Below are 23,085 nucleotides of genomic sequence, written 5' to 3' on the forward strand. Positions count from 1 at the left end.
TCCGTCCACACCCCCGAACACCTCGCCACCGTCGCCACCCAACTCAACGGCCGACCCCGCGAAACCCTCGGCTGGGACACCCCCGCCGAAGCCCTCCACCAACTACTCTGCCCCCCACACCAACAAACCAGCGTTGCAACCACCAGTTGAAACCACCAGATCGACAACGGCGCTAACTACCCCCATTCCGCTTTGGCTACCCTCGGGCCATGAGTGATCAGTGCCTGTTCTGCGGCATCGTGGCCGGCAGCATTCCGAGTGTGAAGGTGGCCGAGGACGACACGACCTACGCCTTCATGGACATCAACCCGGCCTCGGACGGGCATCTGCTCGTCGTCCCCAAGAGGCACAGCAAGGACCTGCTCGAGATTCCGGGCGACGACCTGACCGCCGTCACCCTGGCCGCGCAGCGCCTCGCCAAGGTCGCGGTCGAGGAGTTGGGCTCGGACGGGGTGAACCTGCTCAACTGCTGCGGCGCCGCCGCATGGCAGTCGGTGTTCCACTTCCATCTGCACGTGATTCCCAGGTACGCGGACAAGGCCAGGGACCGGCTGACGTTGCCCTGGAAACCGGAGGTCGCGGGCGACATGGACACGATTGCCGCCCTGGGCGCCCGGCTTTCCGCCGGCCAGGGTTGACCCCGAGCGGGGCCCCGCCACAACCCGTCCGCACTTTCCCGGGAAAGTGCGGTTGGGGGCGGGGCCGGGGTCAGCCGGCCATGTCGGCGTAGGCGATCACCTTGGTGATCTTCGCCCGGACCAGGTACTCGCCCGGCACGGCGTTGCGCCTGCCGAACTCCTCGGCCCGGTCCTCGCCCATGTAACGGCTGCCGATCATGGTGGCCCAGCGCAACAGCTCCGCAGGGTCCTCCGACAACGACACCGAGCCCCGGAACTGCACGAAGGAGTAGGGCGGTGCCTGGTCGTCCACGGCCAGGGAGAATCGGGGATCCCGCCGCAATGCCCTGCCCTTCAACGAGGTCGCGCCCGTGTTGAAGATCAGTTCGGCACCGTGGGTGCCCTCGTGCAGCACGAACCAGATCGGGGTGACATGGGGGGCGCCGTCCGCTCCGGTCACGGCCAGCTTTCCGGTGCGGGTGCCCTCGGTGGTGAACGCCCACCACTCGTCCCTGCTCATCTCGTACATGACGGGACCATATCGAGACCGCGGGCGGCTGGGGGCGAGTGCCGCGGACCGGTCACCCGTGCGGGTAGACCGCCACGGCGACTAACCTTGCCCGCTGTGCGCGACGACGAGCTGAACGGGGCGGGGCTGGCCGACGAGGCGCTGGCCCGCAGGCTGAAGGCATTGGCCTGCACGGCTCCCCTGCATGACCTGGACGCACGCAAGGCCAAACTCGACTGGGCTGACGCGACCATCTACCAGATGGCGGAGATCGCCCTGCACACGATCGACCAGGTCACGATCGCGATGGACTTCGACACCGGCGCCGACCACCAGCAGGTCATCAACCGGTTGCGCCCGTTCATCGCGGCGCAGGCGCCGGGCAGGCATCCGGACGAGCACGAGCGGGTCGCGCGGTGGGTGCTGGACAACCTGATCAACGTCGGCACCGCGGACCGCGGATTCCGGCGGGTGTACGGCAGCGTCGACGCCTCGGGCGCCTACCAGCGGCGCGCGTTCGACTTCAAGCTGCTGGTCGAGCTGGCCGCGCCGGACGGCGAGGTCTACCTGCGCGCCAGTGACGAGGCCATCAACGTGCTGGTCGGCGCGCTGGACACCGACGTGGAGTCGGCGCAGATCGCCGCCGAGGTGAAGCTCGAGAACCTGATCATCCGAGGCAGGCTGGCCGACGCCAAACTCGCCGCCGAACAGGCCCGCTACCGCACAGTGCAGTACGGCGAGGTCCTGCGCGCGAAACTCGACGCGACCCGGCGTGACGTGCGCGCCGTGGACTGGGACGAGGAGATGCCCGCGCTGCTGGACTCGGCGCTGTCGCACATCGAAGCCCGCTTCCGCGCGGAGAACGCGATCCTGCGCAACATCACCACCGCACGGGACGAGGCCGAGGATCCCGATCGCAAGCGCAGGGCCGCGGAGCTGGTGGACATCGTCGCCGACTGCATCGGCAGGCACACCCAGCTGCAGTCCCGCGTGCAGGCCGCGGGCGCCACCTTCCGCGCCGAGCAGGACCGCCAGCAGTTCTCCGGCCCGCCGAGGCGGGCCACCGTCGACCTGTTCGGCCAGCTGCTGGTGCCCAGCCTGGAACTGCCCATCGCCGACGCCGTGCGCCCGGTGGAGGCGTTCTTCCACGGGGCGGCCGGGCTGGCCGTCCCGACCGTTCCGGCGTTGCCCGCGCTGGTGTCGCTGCTGCTGCGTCCGGCACCGGAGCGGGACAAGCTCGTCGGGGAGATCCCGGAACCGGAGCTCATGCCAGCCGAGTCACTCGACCGCTTCAGTGACGAGCACTGGCGCCGCGCCGACGAACTGCTTCACCTGCCGGACGTGCCCCGCAGGCTGTCCGGGCTGCTCGCCGAGGCGAGGGAGATCGCGCCGGACGTCGCGCAGCTGGTGGCGCTGCGGGCGGTGCACTCCTACAGCCCGGAGGTGGGCGCGGCCATCCGCCAGGGTGACGAACGGGCCCTGCTCGCGGTGGACGACGGCACGGTCCTGCAGGATGAGCAGTTCGGCGGCGCCGATCTGCTGCTCACCTCGGCGCTCATCGACCGAGGCGGCGATCCGCCGAGTATGGCGGACGAGGAGGGAGAACCGGCGTGAAGAACGTCGACGTGGAGTCGGCCGCGCGGCTGATCTCCTTCGGCATGCGGCCGAAGCAGTTGCCGTCGCGGGACGTGGTGTACGCCGACCTGGTCCGCCGCTACGGCGAGGACAGCGCGTTCAAACAGCTGACGAACTCCGTGGCGGCCGGCCTCGGTCTGCTGGTGCTGGACGTCAGTGCGCAGGCCGGCGCCGTGCTGGCGGCCACCGACGAGTCGGTGTTCGAGATCAAGATGGACAGCTACGCGCGGCAGAGCAAGATCCGCGAGCGCAGGGAGACCGAGAAGGTGTTGCACGGTCTCGTGCATCTCGCCACCGCCGCGCTCGGGTACCCGCGCCCGGACGATCTGGCCAACGACACCTACGTCGGCCGGGTCAGTGTCGAACAGGTGGACAGCGTCGTCCGTGAGGCGTGCCGGATACTGGACGAGCGTGCGGCGAAGGCCGAGCAGAACAACGACCCGCTCTCCGACGCGCCCGAACTGGAACAGGCCTGGCGAGCCTACGCGCGACGTCCCGCGGCCGCGGCGACCAAGGACGGGCGGATGTCCTCCGACACGACCCGGGGAATGGTCGCGCGTGCGTTGCGCTTCCTCGCCGAACAGGGTTTTCTCGTCCAGGTCAGCGGCGAACAGGGTGGGACGTACCGGACCACGCCGCGGTATCAGGTGCAGGTGCGCGAACTGGCCGCCGACAGCGCGTTCACGGAGCTGCTGGAACTCGACGTCGTCGCCGTGTCCGGCAGTTCGGGAACGCTCCGCCCGACCATCTCGGACACGTTGTGAACCAGGGGGACCGGTAGATGTACGAGCTGTCACGAGTACGGCTGCACTCGGTCGGGCCGGCCGGTGCGCGCTACCAGGACGTCGTGCTCGACCTCAGCGGCGTCGGTCCCGTCGTGCAGGCGCCGACCCAGGACGCGCTGTTCTCCGCCGGAATCCACTCGGTGGACCAGGGACTGCCCCGCAGGCCCGCACCGGCCAGCGTGCTGTTCCTGGAGAACGGCGGTGGTAAGTCCGTGCTGATCAAGCTGATCTTCTCGGTGATGCTGCCCGGCAGGAGACAGGTGGTGGGCACGACCAGTACGCGCGTGCTGGAGAAGTTCGTCGGCGCCAAGGACGTCTCGCACGTGGTGCTGGAGTGGCAGCACACCGACACCGGTCGCAGGCTGATCACCGGCAAGGTCTCCGAATGGCGCGGCCACGTCACCTCCTCCGACCCGGCGAACCTCGTCGACTCCTGGTACTGCTTCCGGCCGAGTTCGACGCTCGGCCTCGAGTCGCTGCCGCTGGCCGAGGACGGGCGGCTGCTCACCATGTCTGGCTTCGCGGAGAAGGTGGACCACAGCCACCGCGCGGAACCCGAGCTGGAGCTGTTCTGGACCCGCAGGCACCACGAGTGGACCGAGCGGCTGGACCAGCTCGGCCTGGACACCGAGCTGTTCCGGTACCAGCGCGCGATGAACGCGGGCGAGGGCGAGGCGGCCGATGCCTTCAACTTCAACACCGACGGCGCGTTCGTCGAGTTCCTGCTGAAAGCGGTGATCTCCGAGGACGACCCGCGTGATCTCGCCGAGGTGCTGCGCACCTATGCCCACAACCTCGGGCAACGCGGCGAACTGGTCGCCGAGCGGGATTTCGTCGAGGGCGCGCTGGAGCTGCTGGGGCCCCTGTCGGACGAGGAGTCGATGGCTGCCGCCGCGCGGTCGCTGGCCGAGGACGCGCGGGCGCAGGCGCGGACCTTCGCCGACGCGGTCACCGCCCGCCACCGCATCGAGTCGGAGCGGCTCGACGGTCTCCGGGCCCACGTCGAGGAGACCCACGACGCCGAGAAGCTGGCCGAAGGTGATCACCGAAGGCTCACCGCCGTGGTCACCGAACTGCGCCGGATCGTCGCGGACCTGCGCCTGGCCGACGCGGTGACCGCGAAGGAGGCGTGCGACGCCGAACTCGCGCGGGCCAGGACGACGGCGCAGGCGTGGCGGGAGACCGGCACCGTGCTGGCCCACGTCAACGCTGTGCGTAAGGCCGAGGCCATCCGCGCCCTCGTGGGCGAGCGGGAACAGACCGCCAAGCCGGCGTTGGAGGCCAAGAACACCGCGGCGGCCGCGCTGGCCAGGGGACTGCTCGCCCTCGCGCGGGAGGCGGGTCAGCAGGCCGACGCCGCCGAGCGGCGGGCTGCTGCCCTGCACGCGGAGGCCGCGGCCAAGCAGTCGGATCGCGACCAGGCCACCGGCATCGCCGCCCGGCACCGCGCTGAAGCCGCCCAGCTCGCCGAGCGGATCGACGAGGTGACCGGCGAGGTGCGCAGGTCGGTCCGTGCCGGCCTGCTGTCCGCACCGGCGAGCGGGACGGAGATCAGCGGCGTCGCCGATGCGGCGCAGCGGGCGCGCACCGACGCCTCGACCGCCGTATCCGAGCTGGCCGCGGCGGAGGCGGCACTGGAGGTCGTCGAGGACGAGCTGACCGACATCCAGTCCGAACTGCACACCGCACGCCAGCGGGTGAACTCCGCAGACAGCGCGGAGCGGCAGGCCACGGCCGAACTGGACAGGGCGCATCGGCGCACCGACGCCCTCGCCGCGCATCCCCGCCTCGCGGAACTGCTCGGGGGCGACGTCGTGCGCATGGAGACCGACGCACCCGCGTTGTTGAAGCGCCTGCGCCAGGCCCGTGGCGAGGCCGAGCGGGAGCAGACGACCCTGCGCATGGAGGAACAGGTGGACGAGCGCGCACTCGCCGCGCTCGGCAGCGGGGGCCTGCTGCCCGCGCCGGCCGAGGTGCAGGCCGCGCTCGACGTTCTGGAGGACGCGGGAGTCACCGCCTGGTCCGGCTGGCGTTATCTGTCCACACTCGACTCGAAGGCGCGGGAAGCGGCGCTGCGCCGCTACCCCCACCTGGTGGGCGGGGTGCTGCTGAACGACGCGGCGCAGGTGCCCCGTGCGGAGTCTGCGCTCACCGCGGCCAAACTGCTGCCGGGTGTGCTGCTCGCGGTCGGCACCACCGCGGCCGTCCTCGGGGACGGGCCAGGGGACGGCCCGTCCGGTATCGATTTCCTGGTTCCCCCCAATCCTGCGATGTACGACGAGGACGCGGCCGACGCGGAGCGGGAGGCGATCGCCGCCCGGCACTCGCGGCGGCAGAAGCAGCTCGAGTCACTCGCCGCCGCCGTCGAGGTGGACGCGGGCCTGGAATGGAAGCTCACGGCGTGGCGGGAGGACTACCCGGCCGGCGCTGTGGCGGGGCTCGCCGAGGACGCGGAGAACACCGCGAGCGATCTGGCCGAGGCCAGGTCGCGGCTGGGGGCCGTCGAGTCCAGGGTGGACGAGCTCTCCGCCAGGCGGCTGCGGCTGCGCGAGGGTGTGCCGCAGCGGCGTGCCGCCCTGCGCACCATCGAGGAACGCACCAGGTCCCTGGACGAACTCGCGGCACGGGTGGCCCGCGTCCCGGAGTGGACCGACGCCGCGCAGCGGGCTCGGGAGGTGCTCGCCGAGGCCGAGGCGGAGGCGGAGGCGGCCGCGGTGCACGCCGACCGGTTGCGTGCGGACGCCGCCGAGGAGCAGCGCACCGCCGATGGGCACCGGCGCACGGTCAGCAGCGCCAACGCGGAATTGGCGGAGGTGCCCGGTGGCGGCGCCGTGTCGGCCGACGATCCGGTGCCCGACGAACCGGTGGACGTCCTGCGGCGGGCGTTTCATGCCGCGGGCGATGCCTACGCGAAGGTGGAGGTCGGCAGCGACCTGCGCGCGGAGCTGGAGCAGGCGGAGAGCGCCGAGTCCGCCGCCCGTGCGGCGCTGGAGGCACTCGACGCGGAAGTCCGCGAACAGGCGAGCGCGATGCTGGACACGCCGGACGGTTCCGACGCCGCGACCCGGGCCGCGGCCCAGTCCCGTGCGGGCAGGGCGGTGGCCGCGCTGGAGGCCGAGCACAGCGAGGCGATCGGCGTGGTGGCGACGCGAAGGGCCGAGCTGGAGCAGTTGCCGAAGCAACCGGCTTCGCTGGACGGACATTCCCGCCCGCGCGACGTCGAGCACGGCAGGGAGCTCGTCGAGGCCGCGACGGCCGATGCCACGGCGGCGGCGAGGGCGCTGGAACGTGCGCAGACGCAGCGCGCCGAGGCCGAGTACGTACTGGAGCGGGCCACCTCCTCCGCCGGTGGTTTCGCGATGCTCGCCGAAGCGGTGGCGCATCTGTCGAGCGGAAGTGAGCAGAGCGAGGTCTTCGACAGCGACCTCGACACGGCGAGGTCGCGCCACGGTTCGCTGAACGAGGCGTTGAAGACCGCGGAGGCCGCGGTGGAGCAGGCGCAGTCCAGGGTCCGCGCCGCGGCGGACGCGCTCGCGCAGTACGCCACCGAGAAGCGGTTCGAGCACCTGGCGAGCCCGGTTCGCCAGCAGATCATCTCGGTCAAACGGGACAGCCTGCCCGCGAGCGCGGGAGAGTGGGCCGCCGCACTGCGGCCGCGACTGCGGACCCTCACCGACGACCTGGCCCAGATCGACCGGCACCGGTCCGGGATCGTGGCCCGGTTACAGGGCATGGTGGAGGGCGCGCTGCGCATGCTGCGCTCGGCCCAGCGGCTGTCGCGCCTGCCGGAGGGGCTCGGCGACTGGTCCGGTCAGGAGTTCCTCCGGATCCGTTTCGCCGACCCGGAAGAGAATTTGCTCGCGGAGGCGCTCGGCGAGGTGGTCGACGAGGCCGCGCTCGGGCGGACCAGCGATGGCCGCGAGGTGAAACGGGACGGCATGTCACTGGTGCTGCGCGGCGTGCAGGCGGCCGTGCCGAAGGGGTTCCGGGTGGACATGCTCAAACCGGACTCGGTGCTGCGGACCGAGCGGCAGCGCGTTTCGGAGATCCGCGACGTCTTCTCCGGTGGCCAGCAGCTCACCGCCGCGATCATCCTCTACTGCACCCTCGCGGCCTTGCGGGCGAACAACCGCGGCAAGATGCGCAACCGGCATTCGGGGGTGCTGTTCCTGGACAACCCGATCGGGCGTGCCTCGGCCGGGTATCTGCTGGAGCTGCAGCGGGTGGTCGCCAGTGCGCTCGGAGTGCAGCTGATCTACACCACCGGCCTGTTCGACGCGGGTGCGCTCAGTGAGTTCCCGCTGATCATCCGGCTGCGCAACGACGCGGATCTGCGAGCCGGACGGAAGTACCTCTCGGTGGACGCCACCATCCGGGGTGAGCTCGCCGGTCTCGCCGAACCCGACGGCACCGCCCTGATCTCGTCGACCCGCGTGTTCACGAAACCACGCGCGGCTGCCGAGACGTCTACTGTGGACGGCTGAAGGCCAGGCCCGCGCCGAGGCCGATCATCATCACCCCGCCGGATCCGCCGACGAGTTCGAGCCGCCGAGGAGAGTGCGCGAACCACGCGCGGGCGGTCCCCGCGACGAGTGCCCACGCGCTGTCCGACAGCAGCGCGATGGCGGGCAACGCGATGCCGAGGATCAGGATCTGCGCCGGTACGGCACCAGCGCTCGGGTCGACGAACTGGGGGAGTACCGCCGCGAGGAACACGATCGACTTCGGGTTGGCGAAGCCGACGACGAAACCGTCCCGGAGCACCCGTAGCGCCCGTCCCCTGCGGACCTCGCCGCCGGTGTCCAGGGCCCCGTGCAGTGCACGACGGTGCCTGATCGCCTGCACGCCGAGGTAGACCAGGTACCCGGCGCCGAGCAGCTTGATCACCGTGAAGACGGTCGCGGAGCTCTCGACCAGGGCGCCGAGCCCGAAGGCGACCGCGACGACCTGGACGTAGACGCCTGCCGCGTTGCCGGCCACGGAGATCAGCGCGTCACGCTTGCCGACCGTCAGCGCCCGGCTGATCGCGAACAGCACGCTCGGGCCGGGAACCACGATCATCAGGAAGGTCAGTGCGGCGAAGGCGGCGAGCTGGCCGGGAGACACCATGGCCCGAGCCTAGCCCCGCGAGGGCCGGATCGGGCCCGGTTCCGGTCAAGCGGGAGCTGGTATCTTGATCGATTCTCCTGGTGAGGGCGAAGTGGCCCACGTCTCCGCTGGGGCATTCAGGTAGCCGCAGGTGAGCACGCTAGGGTTAGCACCGATCGCGCATCATCGAGACATGTGAATTCCAGCCCGTGCAGACGTGTTACCCGGCACAGCCGGGTCGAGCCCCGAGGAGAGAAGAGCAGTGACGGTTCGCGTAGGCGTCAACGGCTTCGGCCGGATCGGTCGAAACTTCTTCCGCGCCGTACAGGCCAGCGGTCACGACATCGAGATCGTGGCGGTGAACGACCTGACCGACAACTCCGCCCTCGCGCACCTGCTCAAGTACGACAGCGTGCTCGGTCGCCTTCCGGAGGAGGTCGGCACCAACGACGAGGGCATCGTCGTCGGTGGCAAGACCATCAAGGCGTTCGCCGAGCGTGACCCGGCGAAGCTGCCCTGGGGCGACCTCGGTGTCGACGTCGTCGTGGAGTCCACCGGCTTCTTCACCAATGCCGAGGACGCGCGCAAGCACGTCGAAGCCGGCGCGAAGAAGGTCATCGTGTCCGCGCCGGCCAAGGGCGAGGACCTCACCGTCGTGCTCGGCGTGAACGACAACGCCTACGACGGTTCGCAGACGATCATCTCCAACGCGTCCTGCACCACCAACTGCCTCGGGCCGCTCGCCAAGGTGCTGCACGACAGCTTCGGCGTCGAGCAGGGCCTGATGACCACGATCCACGCCTACACCGCGGACCAGAACCTGCAGGACGGCCCGCACAAGGACCTGCGCCGTGCCCGTGCCGCCGCGCTGAACATCGTGCCCACCGGCACCGGTGCGGCCAAGGCGATCGGCCTCGTGCTTCCCGAGCTCAACGGCAAGCTCGACGGTTACGCGCTGCGGGTGCCGGTGCCGACCGGTTCCACCACGGACCTGACCGTGCAGCTGACCAAGAGCGCCTCGCTCGAGGACATCAACGCCGCCTACCGCGCCGCCGCCGACGGTCCGCTCAAGGGCATCCTGCGCTACAGCGACGAGCCGATCGTCTCCTCCGACATCGTCACCGATCCCGCGTCGTGCATCTACGACGCGCCACTGACGAAGGTCATCGGTAATCAGGTCAAGGTCGTCGGCTGGTACGACAACGAGTGGGGCTACTCCAACCGCCTCGCGGACCTGGCGAAGCTCGTCGGCTCCAAGCTGTCCTGATCGATGGCGACGAAAACTCTCGACGATCTGCTCGGCGAGGGCGTTTCGGGGCGCACCGTACTGGTGCGCTCCGACCTCAACGTCCCGCTCGACGGTTCCACCATCACCGATGACGGCAGGGTGCGCGCCGCGCTGCCCACGATCCGGCGGTTGTCCGAGGGCGGGGCCAAGGTCATCGTGACCGCGCACCTCGGACGGCCGAAGGGCGAGGCCGATCCGGCGTACTCACTCGCTCCCGTGGCCGCCCGCCTCGGTGAGCTGCTGGGCGCGGAGGTCTCCCTGGCAGGCGATGTCACCGGCGATTCGGCGCGGCAGACGGTGGCCGCTCTCGGTGACGGCGGTGTGGCGTTGCTGGAGAACGTGCGGTTCGACCCGAGGGAGACCAGCAAGGACTCCACCGAACGGGCTGCCTTCGCGGCGGAACTGGCCGCGCTCACCGGCGACGGCGGAGCCTTCGTCTCCGACGGTTTCGGTGTCGTGCACCGTAAGCAGGCCTCCGTCTACGAGGTGGCCGAAGTGCTGCCCGCGTACGCGGGCGGGCTCGTGCTGGCCGAGCTCGAGGTGCTGAGCACCCTCACCGGCGACCCCCGCAGGCCCTATGCCGTGGTTCTCGGCGGGTCGAAGGTCTCGGACAAGCTGGCCGTGATCGAGGCGCTGCTGCCGAAGGTGGACGCCCTGCTGGTCGGCGGCGGCATGTGCTTCACGTTCCTCGCCGCGCAGGGTCACTCCGTCGGCGGCTCACTGCTCGAGTCGGACATGATCGACACCTGCAAGCGGCTGCTGGCCGAAGCCGGCGACAAGCTCGTGCTGCCCACCGACGTCGTCGTGGCCGACGCGTTCGCCGCCGACGCGGCGACGCGCACGGTGGCCGCGGACGCGATCGAGGACGGCTGGCTGGGGCTGGACATCGGCCCCGACAGCGTGCGGGCGTTCGCCGGCACCCTCGCGGGCGCGGGCACCACCTTCTGGAACGGCCCGATGGGCGTGTTCGAGATGGCGCCGTTCGCCGAGGGGACCAGGGCGGTGGCGCAGGCCATCGCCGACTCGGCCGCGTTCAGCGTGGTCGGCGGCGGGGACTCGGCCGCCGCGGTGCGCCTGCTCGGGCTGCCCGATGACGGCTTCTCGCATATCTCCACCGGTGGCGGAGCCTCCCTGGAGTACCTCGAAGGCAAGGAACTACCCGGCGTCGCGGTGCTGGAGAAGGGTGTCTGATGGCACGCAAGGTGCTTATTGCCGGAAACTGGAAGATGAACCTCAACCACCTCGAGGCCATCGCTCTGGTGCAGAAGATCGCGTTCTCCCTGCCGGAGAAGTACTACGCCAAGGTGGATGTGGCGGTGCTACCGCCGTTCACCGACATCCGCAGCGTGCAGACGCTCATCGACGGCGACAAGCTGCTGCTCGGCCACGGTGCGCAGGACCTGTCCCCGAACGACTCGGGTGCGTACACCGGCGACGTGTCGGGCGCGATGCTGGCCAAGCTCGGCTGCACCTACGTCACGGTGGGGCACTCCGAGCGGCGGGAGTACCACGCCGAGACCGACGAGACCGTCAACAAGAAGGTGCGGGCCGCCGTCAAGCACGGGGTCACGCCGATCCTGTGTGTCGGTGAGCAGCTGGACGTCCGCGAGGCCGGTGGTCAGATCGAGCACACCACCGGCCAGCTGATCGCGGGGCTGAAGGGGCTCAAGACCGAGCAGGTGGCCGGGGTCGTCGTCGCCTACGAGCCGGTGTGGGCCATCGGCACGGGGCGCGTAGCCACGCCCAGCGATGCCGAGGAGGTGTGCGCGGCCCTGCGCACGGCGCTCGCCGAGAAGTACGGCGCGGAGGTCGCGGACGGAGTCCGTGTGCTCTACGGCGGCTCGGTGAAATCCGGTAACATCGCCGACCTGGTGGCGTGCGACAACGTCGACGGTGCACTGGTGGGCGGCGCAAGCCTGAACGCCGACGAATTCACCAAACTCTGCGCGCTCGCCGCCGGTGGGCCGCTGCCGTAACCCGGTGGCCGCCCGGTAGTCTGAACCTTCGGCCGCCGCACTGACGAGGATGAGATGAAGCTGTTCCTGCAGATCCTGTTGATCGCCTCCAGCGTGCTGCTGATCGGGGCCGTGCTGTTGCACCGTGGGCGGGGTGGCGGCCTGTCTTCCCTGTTCGGTGGAGGCATGCAATCGAGCCTTTCGGGCTCGAGCGTCGCTGAGAAGAACCTTGACCGGATCACGTTGCTCCTCGGCTCTATCTGGCTGATCAGCATCGTGGGTCTCGGCCTGCTGCTGAAGGTTTGACGGCACTCCCGGAAGCCTTTTGCCGCGCTTCCGGTGGTGCCGAGTGCACGGGCGTGCCTATGGGGGGTGCGCCGCCGATGTCATAACTGTGAGGATTCATGGTTGGCGGTAATGCAATTCGCGGCACCCGGGTCGGTGCTGGTCCAATCGGTGAGTCCGAGCGCGGGGAATCCGCGCCTCGGCGCCGAATTTCCTACTGGTGCGCGAACGGGCACGAGTCGCAGCCATCGTTTTCGATGGACGCGGATATCCCGGATGAATGGGATTGTCCGCGTTGCGGTCTGCCTGGTGGGCAGGATGAGCGGAACCCGCCCGCGGCACCGAGGACCGAGCCGTACAAGACGCATCTTGCCTACGTGAAGGAGCGGCGCAGCGACGCCGACGGTGAGGCGATTCTCGCCGACGCTCTCGAACGTTTGCGGAAGCGGCGCCAGATCTGACCGGATGCGGGGGGAACTTTCGTAGGGAAAGTTCCCCCCGCATCGTCGGTACGGTATGGCCGCGCTCAGGCCCTCGGCCCGACCCGGCGCTCGGAGTCCGGACGCTGTTCGATCGGGATCTCCGTGGTGTCTTCCTCATCACTGGCCAGCCGCATCGGGTAGCGGGCTCGGACCCGGAAGCCGCCGTCGTCGGTAGTGCTGGTTTCGAACGTCCCACCCAGCAGGCGGGCCCGTTCGGCGAGTCCGGTGAGGCCGTGCCCACCCGAGGGCAGGCCGCTGACGGGTTCGCACGCCGGTTCGTTCCAGACCTCGATGTGCAGCCCGTCCGCGCTGCCCAGAACGCGCACGACCGCCTTGGCTCCCGGGGCGTGCTTGTGCACGTTCGTCAGGCACTCCTGCACGGTGCGGTAGGCCGCGGCCGACACCTTCGTGCACAGCTCGTCCGGTACCCGCTCCACGGTCAGCTGGACCGGAACATCGGTGTTGCGCACGAGCTGGTCGAGTTCGGTGATCCCTGGCTGGGGGCCGTCGTCCTCGCCACCGGAGCGCAGGACGCCGACCAGTGACCGGAGTTCCTCAAGGGTGTGTCTGCTGAGCTTGCGGATCGTCTGAGCGGTCTGCTGGGCCTCGGCCGAGGTGTTGGCGACCGAGAGCACCCCGGCCTGCATGGCTATCAGGGTGATGTCGTGGGATACGACGTCATGCATCTCCCTGGCCAGGCGGGCACGCTCCTCGGCCCGCACAGCTTGCGCGTGCAGTTGTTTCTCCCGGTCCCGGCTGGCGGCGAGTTCGGCGAGCCGAGCGGACAGTTGTTTGCGGGCACCGATCAGCAGGCCGATCGCGACGGGCATACCGGCCACGATCACGCCGTAGATGGCTGCCAGGCCGTGCTCACGCCAGCTCCGGGCGACGAAGTCCTCCAGCGGCCACTGCACGAAACGGCCGACCCAGACCAGGCCCGCACCGAACCAGACCTGCCAGTGGTGCTGTTTGCGGGTGGCGAGCAGCCCCAGCGCGATCATCGCGGCGAGCTGGGACCAGCCCGCGAGGAAGCCGGGGAACGTCGCGAGTACGACCAGGAACGGGAACCATCGGCGGGCCAGTAGTGCGACACAGGCGGCCGCCGAAAGCACGTAGGAGTACGGCTCGGCCTTTTCGGGAAACACGAGCCAGAAATCGAGCACGGCGATCACGATCACCGCGGCGTCGACCGCGAGCGAGCGGATCGCCGGACTGACGAACCAGTCGGCTCGTCGTACTGCGTCGGCCGGTCGCCGCGTTCGGTCGGCGGCCCCCGCGCCGGGGCCGCCGACCGAAATCCTGAGGAAGGAGAGTCCCTCTGTGGTCATGGCTTGGACCTCTCGTCTTGTGGACTTACAGAAGAGAGGTGCGAATGACCGAATTAAGACGCGGGGCCCCGAACAAATGTGCGGATGCTAAGTCCACGATTATTCCGCCATTTTCGGCGGCGCGTTACCGCCGTGCTATGGCAAAGCGCTATGGCCGGGTGCGGGGGAGTGCGTCCGCGGCGGCCTCGTCGAGCAGCCAGAGGGTGCGGCGGCTACCACGTGCACCCGCGACCGGCAGCTGGGCTTCGGGTGCTCCGGCCACCGCGAGCGCGACCGCGTCGGACTTCGCCGAGCCCGTGGTCACCAGCCACACCTCCGCCGACCGCCGGATGGCGGGCAACGTCAGGGAGACCCGTGTCGGGGGTGGCTTCGGGGATTCCCGCACGGAGATGACAGAGCGCTCCCGCTCGTGCACAGCGGGGGAGTCCGGGAAGATCGAAGCTGTGTGCCCCTCGCCGCCGAGACCCAGCAGGGTGATGTCGAAGGCAGGTACCCAGCCGTCAGCGGCCGCGCCGGCCAGCAGCCGGGCGTACCCGTCGGCCGCGGCGTCGGGGTCGGAGCCGAACTCGCCGTCGGACGCCGCCATGGGATGAACCCTGCTCGGATCAAGCGGCACGTGATCGAGCAGGGCCTGCCGCGCCTGCTTCTCGTTGCGTTCGTCGTCATCGACCGGCACGAAACGCTCGTCGCCCCAATAGAGATCGAGCTTCGCCCAGTCGATCGCGTCGCGCGCGGGAGAGTGGCGTACGTGCTCGAGAACGGCGATGCCGGTGCCGCCGCCGGTCAGTACCACCGACGCGCTGCCCCGTTCCGCCTGCACGTCCGCGATCCGGGTGATCAGCCTGGCCGCCGTCGCCGCGGCGAGCAGTTCGGGATCTCGGTGCACCACAACGCCGGACGTGCTCATCAGACGGACTCCGTCTTCTTCGCCGCGGGCTTGCGCGTGGTCTTCGACGCCGCAGGCTTCTTCGTCGTCCTGGCCGCGAGCTTGCCCAGTCCGCGCAGCGCCCCTTCGTAGACCTCGTCGGGATCGAGCCTGCGCAACTCCTCGATCAGACAGTCCTTTGTGTCCCTGCGCTGCAGGGCTACTCGCCTGCTGGGCTGGTTCGGCGCGGTGAGCGTACCGACCTTGCCGTCCGGGCGGTGCAACTCGATCGCGCCCGAGCGGCGTTCCAGCGACACCGAGACGATGCCCTGCGCAGTGGTGGTCTTGACCCGCTTCACCGGCACGTTCAGATACTCGGCCAGCCATCCGGCCAGCAGCTCGGTGGATGGCGAGTCGCCCTCGCCGGTCACCGTCACCCCGGTCACCTTCTCGTACGGAGGCAGGTCGAGCGCGGAAACCAGCTGGGCCCGCCAGTGAGTGAGCCTGGTCCAGGCGAGGTCGGTGTCTCCGGGATCGTAGGACTTGGCCCTGGTCGACAACGTGCGGACCGGGTTACGGGCCGCCGCGGAATCGGTGATCCGGCGCTGCGCGAGCTGCCCCAGCGGATCCTGCGAAGGCGCCGTCGGCCCAGTCCCCGGCCACCAGGTGACGATCGGGGCGTCGGGCAGCAGCAGCGGAACGACGGCGCTCTGCCCCTGCGCCGCGAGGGCACCGTAGAGCCGCAACACGATGACCTCGCTCGCGCCGGCGTCCCCGCCGACCCGGATCTGGCCATCGATCCGGGCCGCGGCCGTCCGCGATCCCTTGGCCACCACGATCACCCTGGACGGGTGCTCCCGGCTGGCCTCGTTGGCCGCGTCGATGGCGTCTTCCAGCCGGTCGTCGTCGTCCGCCGCGATCACCAGCGTGAGCACCCGGCCGAGCGCGACAGCGCCGCCACGCTCCCGCAGTTCCACCATCTTCTGGTTCACCTGGGAGGTCGTCGTCGAGGGCAGGTCGATAATCACGGGCGCCTCCAGTTTTGTCGCGGGACACCCGCACCCGGTCGGCACCCGTATGCGGGTAGGAAAGCGTCGCTCACGGGCGCCTCCAGTGTTTTTGCGGGATACCCGCACCCGGTCGGCACCCGTATGCGGGTAGGAAAGCGTCGCTCACGGGCGCCTCCAGTGTTTGTGCGGGACACCCGCACCCGGTCGGCACCCGTGCGCGGGTAGGAAAGCGTCGCTCACGGGCGCCTCCAGTGCCTGCCACTGCGTCCAAGCAGCTCTTCCGCCGCCGACGGCCCCCAGGTGCCCGGCTGGTACACCTCGGGTGCGCCGTGCTTGGCCCAGTGCTCCAGCACCGGGTCCAGGATCTCCCAGGAGAGCTCGACCTCCTCGTTCACCGGGAACAGCGACGGCTCCCCGAGCAGCACGTCCAGGATCAGCCGCTCGTAGGCCTCGGGCGAGGTCTCGGTGAAGGAGTGGCCGTAGCCGAAGTCCATCGTGACGTCGCGGACCTCCATCGTCGTACCGGGCACCTTGGAGCCGAAGCGCATGGTGATGCCCTCGTCCGGCTGTACCCGGATGACGAGTGCGTTCTCGCCGAGCTCCTCCGTCGACGTCGAGTCGAACGGCAGGTGGGGCGCGCGCTTGAAGACGATCGCGATCTCCGTGACCCGCCTGCCGAGTCGCTTTCCGGTGCGCACATAGAAGGGCACGCCGGCCCAGCGCCGGTTCTGCACCTCCAGTGTCACGGCCGCGTACGTCTCGGTCGTGGAGTCCCTGGCGAAGCCCTCCTCCTGCAGCAGGCCGGGCACCTTCGTGCCACCCTGCCAGCCGCCGCCGTACTGGCCGCGCGCCGTGGTCTCGTCGAACGGCTCGACGGGTTTGGTCGCCGCGAGCACCTTGACCTTCTCCGCCCGCAGCGCCCTCGGCTGGAACGACACCGGCTCCTCCATCGCGGTCAGCGCGAGGAGCTGAAGCAGGTGGTTCTGGATGACGTCGCGGGCCGCGCCGATGCCGTCGTAGTACCCAGCGCGCCCACCGAGGCCGATGTCCTCGGCCATCGTGATCTGCACGTGGTCGACGTAGTTCGCGTTCCAGATCGGCTCGAACATCTGGTTGGCGAACCGCAGCGCCAGGATGTTCTGCACGGTCTCCTTGCCGAGGTAGTGGTCGATGCGGAACACCGACTCCTCGGGGAAGACGTCGTTGACGACGGCGTTGAGTTCCCGCGCGCTCTCCAGATCGTGCCCGAACGGCTTCTCGATGACCACCCTGCGCCAGGTCTCGGCGTCGGCCTCGGCGAGACCGCAGCGGGCGAGTTGTTTGGTCACCACAGGAAACGCCCACGGCGGGATCGAGAGGTAGAACGCGGTGTTGCCACCGGTGCCCCGCTCATCGCTGAGATCCCAGACCGTCTGTGCCAGCTGGTCGAAGGCGTCGTCGTCGTCGAAACTGCCCTGTACGAACCGGATTCCCTCGGCGAGGCGCTGCCATACCGACTCGCGGAAAGGGGTTCGCGCGTGTTCGGCGACGGCGTCGTGCACGACCTGCCCGAAGTCCTGGTGCTCCCACTCCCGGCGGGCGAACCCGATCAGGGAGAAGCCCGCGGGCAGCAGACCCCGGTTGGCGAGGTCGTAGATCGCCGGCATCAGCTTCTTGCGGGAAAGATCTCCGGTGACGCCGAAGATCACCAGGCTCGACGGCCCGGCGATCCTCGGCAGCCGCTTGTCCCGTGCATCGCGGAGCGGGTTGTTCCACCTACGGCTCATGTCTTTTGCCTCACTCGCCGGCGGGCTGCACATCGCTCAATGCCGTGCCCGACTTGTTCGCGGTGCCGGTCGCTCATGTCTGCAGATCCTGTAGTGCTCGGACGATCTCCGCCAGTCCGGCTGCCCGGTCGGTCAGGTGCAGCCGCAGTACCGGCCTGCCGTGTTCCCGCAGCACGGCCCCGTCGCCCAGTGCCTGAGCCAACTGCAGGGTGCCGAGGGTGTACGGCCGGTCCGGAACCTCGATGTCGTTCTCGGTGTCCCCGGTGATCTGCAGGAAGATCCCGTTCTGGTGGCCACCCTTGTGATACTGCCCCGTGGAGTGCAGGAACCGTGGTCCCCAGCCGAACGTCACCTGCACGCCTGCGCGCTTCGCGAGCTCACCTCGCAGTAGCGTCGCGGAGGCGTCGTCGAGCCGGTCCAGATAGGCCTGCACGGCGACATATCCGTGTTCCGGCACCGTACGCAGGAACTCCTGCAGCACATCACCGAGCCCACCGTCCCCGGACACTCCTGCGGAGGCGTACACCTCGACTGAACCATCCACTGTGGACGGCTCTTGGTCACCGCCGAGTGAGTCCGGTTCGTCCAGAAGGGACCGTGCCGCGTTCTTCGCGGCCTCCACGTCCGGCTGGTCGAAGGGGTTGATCTCCAGCAGCCTGCCGATCACGGCCGTGGCGTACTCCCACAGCAGGAACTGACCGCCGAGCGGGCCCCGCACTGCCAGGTCCGCCGTCGCCACGCGCGGACCGATGGCCACCGTGGTGGCATCGGTGTCGGCATCGGCGAAACCGGGGGAGTCGGGCCCTTCGACCACCACCGGGAGCAGACCGGTGTCCTGCTTGCCGGTCGACTCCGCGATGAGCTGCTCGGCCCAGTCGCCGAAACCGGTGAGCGTGTCCGGGCTGCCCGTGTCGCTGTTCGCCAGCACGACCTTCTCGGCGCCGGCTTGATGCGCCGCGGACAGTGCCGCGGCCAGTCGGAGCGCGGGGTTGTCGTCGGTGTCCACCGCGAGCTCACCCGCGGCTGCCGCCGCCTGGTCCAGCAGCCTTGCCACGTCCGCACCGGCCAGGCCCGCGGGGACGAGACCGAACGCGGTGAGCGCCGAGTAGCGACCGCCGACGTTCGGATCGGCGAGGAACAGCTTGCGGTAGCCCGCCGACTCGGCCAGCTCCGCGAGGGGGGAGCCGGGATCGGTGACCACCACGATTCGCCTGCCGGGGTCGATACCGGCCTCGGTGAACGCCTTGGCGAAGATCCGCCGGTGGCTGTCGGTCTCCACGGTGCCGCCGGACTTGGACGACACCACGATGACCGTGCGGTCGAGATCGCCCGCGAGCGCATCGGCGACCTGACCTGGATCGGTCGTGTCGAGCACGGTCAGCGGAACGCCCTCGGCCGCGGTGATCACCTCGGGCGCCAGGGACGAACCGCCCATCCCGGCGAGCACCACCCGGTCGACGCCCTCGCCGCGCAGTTCCTCACGCAACGCCTCGACCTCACCGATCAACGGTCGTGACGACTTGTGCAGGGTGGTCCAGGACAACCGGATCGATGCTTCCGGCTCGGCGTCCGTCCCCCACAGCGTCGGGTCCTGAGCCGCGAGTTTGCTCGCGACCCGGTCCGCCACCAATTTGTCGATCAGTTCGCCGACAGCGCCCCCGGCGCCGGAGTCACCGAGGTCGACGGTCAGGGCTGTGTCTTGCGACTGGGGCATAAGGGCGTCAGCTCCTGGCCTGGTCGAGCTGACCGGTGACCGTGTCCAGCAGCTCGGCCCACGACTTGTCGAACTTCTCCACGCCCTCGTTCTCCAGCGCCAGGAAGACATCGGTGACGTCGATCCCGACGCCCACGAGCTTGTCGAAGACCTCCTGGGCCTGCGCTGCCGTACCGCTGACCGTGTCACCGGTGATCTCGGCGTGGTCGGCCGCGGCGAAGAGTGTCTTCTCCGGCATCGTGTTCACCGTGTTCGCGACGACGAGCTCATCGACGTAACGGGTGTCGGAGTACTCCGGGTTCTTCACTCCGGTGGAGGCCCACAGTGGACGCTGAGGGCTCGCACCCTGCTCCTGCAAGGCCTTCCACCGCTCGGTGCCGAACAGTTCCTCGTACGCCGCGTACGCCAGTCGCGCGTTCGCGATCGCCGCCTCACCGCGCAGGGCCAGTGCATCGTCGGTGCCGATGGCCTCGAGCCGCTTGTCCACCTCCGCGTCCACACGGGACACGAAGAACGAAGCTACCGACTGGATGCCGCGCAGGTCGTGCCCGTTGGACTTGGCCTGCTCGAGTCCGCTGAAGAAGGCGTCGATGACCGCGCGGTACCGCTCGACGGAGAAGATCAGCGTCACGTTCACGCTGATGCCCTCGGCCAGTGTCCTGGTGATCGCGGGCAGGCCCTCTTCGGTGGCTGGGATCTTGACGAAGATGTTCGGCCGGTCGACCGTCTTCCACAGATCCTGCGCCTCGGCCACCGTCTTCTCGGTGTCCTTGGCGAGCCCGGGGTCGACCTCGATGGACACCCGGCCGTCGACACCGTTGGTGGCGGAGTAGACGTCCCGGAAGAGGTCGGCGGCGTTGCGGACGTCGGTCGTGGTCAGCTCCCGCACGGCCGCGTGCAGATCGGCGCCGCGCTCGGCGAGCTCGCGCACCTGGTCGTTGTAGGCGTCGCCGGAGGACAGTGCCCCGGCGAAGATCGTCGGGTTCGTGGTGACCCCGACGATGTGCTTGTCACGGATGAGCTCCGCGAGGTTGCCGGAGTTCAGTCGCTCCCTGGACAGGTCGTCGAGCCAGATCGAGACGCCGGCCTCGGACAGCAGGCCCAGCCGATCGGTGGTGCTCATGACGTCATCCCCTTCGCGTCGGATGGTGGAGCTTTCTCTATTTGCTGCCTGCCGTGCCGATCGAACGGCGCGCCGCGTCGGCGACGGCGTCCGCGGTGATGCCGAACTCGCGATAGAGCGTCTGGAAGTCGGCGGAGGCGCCGAAATGCTCGATGGAGACGATCTCTCCCGCGTCACCGACGAACCGGTACCAGGACTGCGCGATCCCGGCCTCGACGGCGACCCTGGCCCTGACCCCGGACGGGATCACCGACTCCCGGTAGGCCTCGTCCTGGGCGTCGAACCACTCGACACACGGCATGGACACCACACGGGCGGCAACGCCCTCGGCGGCCAGTGTGTTCCGTGCCTCAACGGCCAGCTGGACCTCGGAGCCGGTGCCGATGAGCACCACGTCCGGGGTGCCCTCGGTGTCGGCCAGCACGTATCCGCCGCGGGCCACGCCCTCTGCGGCCTTCTCCCTCGTGCCCTCCAGCACCGGAACGTTCTGCCGGGTGAGCGCGAGCCCGGACGGTGCGTGGATGTCCTCCAGCACGGCCTTCCAGGCGGCCGCGGTCTCGTTGGCGTCAGCGGGGCGAACCACGTTCAGGCCGGGGATCGCCCGCAGCGCGGACAGCTGCTCGATCGGCTGGTGGGTCGGGCCGTCCTCGCCGAGGCCGATCGAGTCGTGCGTCCACACGTAGGTGATCGGTGCCTTCATCAGCGCTGCCAGGCGAACCGCGGGGCGCATGTAGTCGCTGAAGATGAGGAACGTCGCGCCGTAGGGACGGGTTCCGCCGTGCAGCGCGATGCCGTTGAGGATCGAGCCCATCGCGTGCTCACGCACCCCGAAGTGGAGGTTGCGGCCGAACGGGTTGGTGGTGAACATGTCGGTCGACGCGCTCGCCGGTCCGAAGGACTCGGCGTTCTTGACGATCGTGTTGTTGCTCTCCGCGAGGTCGGCCGAGCCGCCCCACAGCTCGGGCAGCACGTCGGCGACGGCGTTGATGACCTCGCCGGAGGCCTTACGGGTGGCGATGCCCTTGGCGTCGGGCTCCCAGCTGGGCAGCTTCTCCGCCCAGCCCTCGGGCAGGGAGCGGGTACGCAGCCGGTCGGCGAGTTCCTTGCGCTCCGGGTTGGCCGAGGCCCACGCGTCGAAGCGCTCCTGCCACTCGGCGCGGGCCTGCTTGCCCCGGTCCACCGCCTTGCGGGTGTGGGCGAGGACCTCGTCGGTGACGACGAAGTCCTGCTCGGGGTCGAACCCGAGGGCCTTCTTCACCCCGGCGACCTCGTCCGCGCCGAGCGCGGCGCCGTGTGCCTTGCCGGTGTTCATCTTCGTCGGCGCGGGGTAGCCGATGATCGTCCGCAATCGGATGAAGGACGGGCGCGTCGTCTCGGCCTTGGCCGCGGCGATCGCGTCCTCGAAGGCCACCACGTCCTCGCCGCCCTCGACGGTCTGCACGTGCCAGCCGTACGCCTCGTAGCGCTTCGCGGTGTCCTCCGACAGCGCGATGGCGGTGTCGTCCTCGATGGAGATCTCGTTGTCGTCGTAGATCACCACGAGGTTGCCGAGTTCCTGCCTGCCCGCGATCGAGGAGGCCTCAGAGGTGACGCCTTCCTCGATGTCACCGTCGGAGGCGATCACGTAGACGAAGTGGTCGAACAGGCTCTCGCCCTGCGCGGGCGACGGGTCCAGCAGGCCGCGCTCGCGGCGCGCGGCCATCGCCATGCCGACGGCGTTGGCCAGGCCTTGGCCGAGCGGACCGGTGGTGGTCTCGACGCCGAGGGTGTGGCGGTACTCGGGGTGTCCCGGTGTCTTGGAGTCCCATTTGCGCAGCTGTTTGAGGTCCTCGAGCTCGAGGCCGTAGCCGGCGAGGAACAACTGGATGTAGAGGGTGAGGCTGCTGTGCCCCGCCGAGAGGATGAACCGGTCGCGGGCGGGCCACTCCGGATCGGCCGGGTCGTGGCGCATGATCCGCTGGTACAGCGAGTAGGCCGCGGGAGCGAGGCTCATCGCGGTGCCGGGGTGACCACTGCCGCAGTGCTCCACGGCGTCGGCGGCGAGCACCCGGGCCGTGTCCACTGCGCGGGTGTCCAGTTCGGTCCAGTCAGCGGGAACATTGCGCCGCAGAAGTGGATTGTTCTCGCTGGTAGAGACGGTGTCGGACACTGAACTCGCACTCCTGAGTCTGCTAGAACGTCATAGTCGTCACACTGCGTTGTGCGGCTCGGGCCTCCGGGCCGTACGCCACACACCTTAATCGATCCCGAAGCGGGCTCGCTCGTCCTTCGCGCCGCGTGTTTCAGCACGTCGCGACTTGACACGGCCAGCCTAGTAGGTCGGTGGGAAGGCGCTGGGCGCGGAGCGTCTCCGTTTGGGTGGTGGTGGGCGACGGGCGGGCACTCGGCGCGAAGCGTCTCCGTTTGGGTGGTGGTGGGTGACGTGCGGGCACTCGGCGCGAAGCGTCTCCGTTTGGGTGGTGGTGGGCGACGGGCGGGCGCTCGGCCGTCCAGTGTTGACTGCCCCGCGAGCGTGTCGGCCAAACGAGCCAACTACGATCACCAGGAGCGCCGACCCCATCTCGCGGCGGGCGACACCTCGCCCCCGACGCTGCTACGGCGGGGCTGGGCTCGACCCGATCTGACTGCTGGGAGCG

General features: G+C 69.6%; 18 protein-coding genes and 1 pseudogene. 10 read left to right on the forward strand and 9 right to left on the reverse strand.

Annotated elements, in window-relative coordinates; all coding sequences use genetic code 11:
* Positions 1-150: pseudogene (locus tag D0C15_RS35200) on the forward strand (IS30 family transposase); the annotation flags it as partial.
* Between the two features lie 59 nt (positions 151-209).
* Positions 210-638, forward strand: coding sequence for an HIT family protein (locus tag D0C15_RS26310; RefSeq protein WP_116050627.1), 429 nt, complete (start codon positions 210-212; stop codon positions 636-638).
* Positions 639-708: 70 nt separating this feature from the next.
* Here the strand turns inward: D0C15_RS26310 and D0C15_RS26315 are convergent, their stop codons facing one another.
* On the reverse strand, positions 709-1,146 hold the full coding sequence (locus D0C15_RS26315) for a PPOX class F420-dependent oxidoreductase (protein ID WP_116050629.1): 438 nt from the start codon (positions 1,144-1,146) through the stop codon (positions 709-711).
* A 96-nt stretch (positions 1,147-1,242) separates the two neighbouring features.
* Between D0C15_RS26315 and D0C15_RS26320 the strand changes: the two genes are divergently transcribed.
* The 3 genes from D0C15_RS26320 to D0C15_RS26330 are packed head-to-tail and all read left to right on the forward strand — an operon-like array spanning position 1,243 to position 8,029.
* Positions 1,243-2,739, forward strand: coding sequence for a hypothetical protein (locus D0C15_RS26320; protein ID WP_116050631.1), 1,497 nt, complete (start codon positions 1,243-1,245; stop codon positions 2,737-2,739).
* A gap of 44 nt (positions 2,740-2,783) precedes the next feature.
* Positions 2,784-3,524: a hypothetical protein gene (locus D0C15_RS26325; RefSeq protein ID WP_116050691.1), complete on the forward strand. Its 741-nt coding sequence runs from the start codon at positions 2,784-2,786 to the stop codon at positions 3,522-3,524.
* Positions 3,525-3,541: 17 nt separating this feature from the next.
* Positions 3,542-8,029, forward strand: a complete 4,488-nt coding sequence (locus D0C15_RS26330; RefSeq protein ID WP_116050633.1) for a coiled-coil domain-containing protein — start codon at positions 3,542-3,544, stop codon at positions 8,027-8,029.
* Here D0C15_RS26330 and D0C15_RS26335 read toward each other — a convergent pair.
* Positions 8,013-8,654 carry a LysE family translocator gene (locus D0C15_RS26335; protein ID WP_116050635.1) on the reverse strand — a complete coding sequence of 214 codons (642 nt, stop codon included), beginning with the start codon at positions 8,652-8,654 and terminating at the stop codon, positions 8,013-8,015. The two genes, D0C15_RS26330 and D0C15_RS26335, sit on opposite strands and share 17 nt — an antisense overlap.
* A gap of 241 nt (positions 8,655-8,895) precedes the next feature.
* Between D0C15_RS26335 and gap the strand changes: the two genes are divergently transcribed.
* From gap to D0C15_RS26360, 5 genes are all read left to right on the forward strand, one after another.
* Positions 8,896-9,900, forward strand: a complete 1,005-nt coding sequence (gap, locus tag D0C15_RS26340) for a type I glyceraldehyde-3-phosphate dehydrogenase (protein WP_116050637.1) — start codon at positions 8,896-8,898, stop codon at positions 9,898-9,900.
* A gap of 3 nt (positions 9,901-9,903) precedes the next feature.
* The gene (locus tag D0C15_RS26345) at positions 9,904-11,112 is read left to right on the forward strand and encodes a phosphoglycerate kinase (RefSeq protein WP_116050639.1); all 1,209 of its coding nucleotides are present in this window, start codon (positions 9,904-9,906) and stop codon (positions 11,110-11,112) included.
* Positions 11,112-11,897, forward strand: coding sequence for a triose-phosphate isomerase (tpiA, locus tag D0C15_RS26350; protein ID WP_116050641.1), 786 nt, complete (start codon positions 11,112-11,114; stop codon positions 11,895-11,897). Before D0C15_RS26345 ends, tpiA begins: the two co-directional genes overlap by 1 nt.
* Before the next feature lie 54 nt (positions 11,898-11,951).
* The gene (gene secG / locus D0C15_RS26355) at positions 11,952-12,182 is read left to right on the forward strand and encodes a preprotein translocase subunit SecG (protein WP_116050643.1); all 231 of its coding nucleotides are present in this window, start codon (positions 11,952-11,954) and stop codon (positions 12,180-12,182) included.
* A 98-nt stretch (positions 12,183-12,280) separates the two neighbouring features.
* Entirely contained in the window at positions 12,281-12,622 is a 342-nt protein-coding gene (locus D0C15_RS26360) for an RNA polymerase-binding protein RbpA (RefSeq protein WP_116050645.1), read from the forward strand.
* 65 nt (positions 12,623-12,687) lie between these two features.
* Here the strand turns inward: D0C15_RS26360 and D0C15_RS26365 are convergent, their stop codons facing one another.
* The 7 genes from D0C15_RS26365 to tkt form a co-directional block, all read right to left on the reverse strand.
* Positions 12,688-13,971 carry a histidine kinase gene (locus tag D0C15_RS26365; RefSeq protein WP_116050647.1) on the reverse strand — a complete coding sequence of 428 codons (1,284 nt, stop codon included), beginning with the start codon at positions 13,969-13,971 and terminating at the stop codon, positions 12,688-12,690.
* A gap of 148 nt (positions 13,972-14,119) precedes the next feature.
* Entirely contained in the window at positions 14,120-14,878 is a 759-nt protein-coding gene (gene pgl / locus D0C15_RS26370; RefSeq protein ID WP_116050649.1) for a 6-phosphogluconolactonase, read from the reverse strand.
* On the reverse strand, positions 14,878-15,864 hold the full coding sequence (gene opcA, locus D0C15_RS26375; RefSeq protein WP_116050651.1) for a glucose-6-phosphate dehydrogenase assembly protein OpcA: 987 nt from the start codon (positions 15,862-15,864) through the stop codon (positions 14,878-14,880). Before opcA ends, pgl begins: the two co-directional genes overlap by 1 nt.
* Positions 15,865-16,082: 218 nt before the next feature.
* Positions 16,083-17,612 carry a glucose-6-phosphate dehydrogenase gene (zwf, locus tag D0C15_RS26380; protein WP_116050652.1) on the reverse strand — a complete coding sequence of 510 codons (1,530 nt, stop codon included), beginning with the start codon at positions 17,610-17,612 and terminating at the stop codon, positions 16,083-16,085.
* Between the two features lie 73 nt (positions 17,613-17,685).
* Positions 17,686-19,326, reverse strand: coding sequence for a glucose-6-phosphate isomerase (locus D0C15_RS26385; protein WP_116050654.1), 1,641 nt, complete (start codon positions 19,324-19,326; stop codon positions 17,686-17,688).
* A gap of 7 nt (positions 19,327-19,333) precedes the next feature.
* On the reverse strand, positions 19,334-20,449 hold the full coding sequence (gene tal, locus D0C15_RS26390) for a transaldolase (RefSeq protein ID WP_116050656.1): 1,116 nt from the start codon (positions 20,447-20,449) through the stop codon (positions 19,334-19,336).
* Positions 20,450-20,486: 37 nt separating this feature from the next.
* A complete protein-coding gene (gene tkt, locus D0C15_RS26395; RefSeq protein ID WP_116050658.1) occupies positions 20,487-22,598 on the reverse strand; it encodes a transketolase in 2,112 nt (703 codons plus the stop codon).
* Positions 22,599-23,085 lie beyond the last annotated feature (487 nt).

Origin of the sequence: Amycolatopsis palatopharyngis, from assembly GCF_003385185.1 — a bacterium.
GTDB classification, from domain to species: Bacteria; Actinomycetota; Actinomycetes; order Mycobacteriales; family Pseudonocardiaceae; genus Amycolatopsis; species Amycolatopsis palatopharyngis.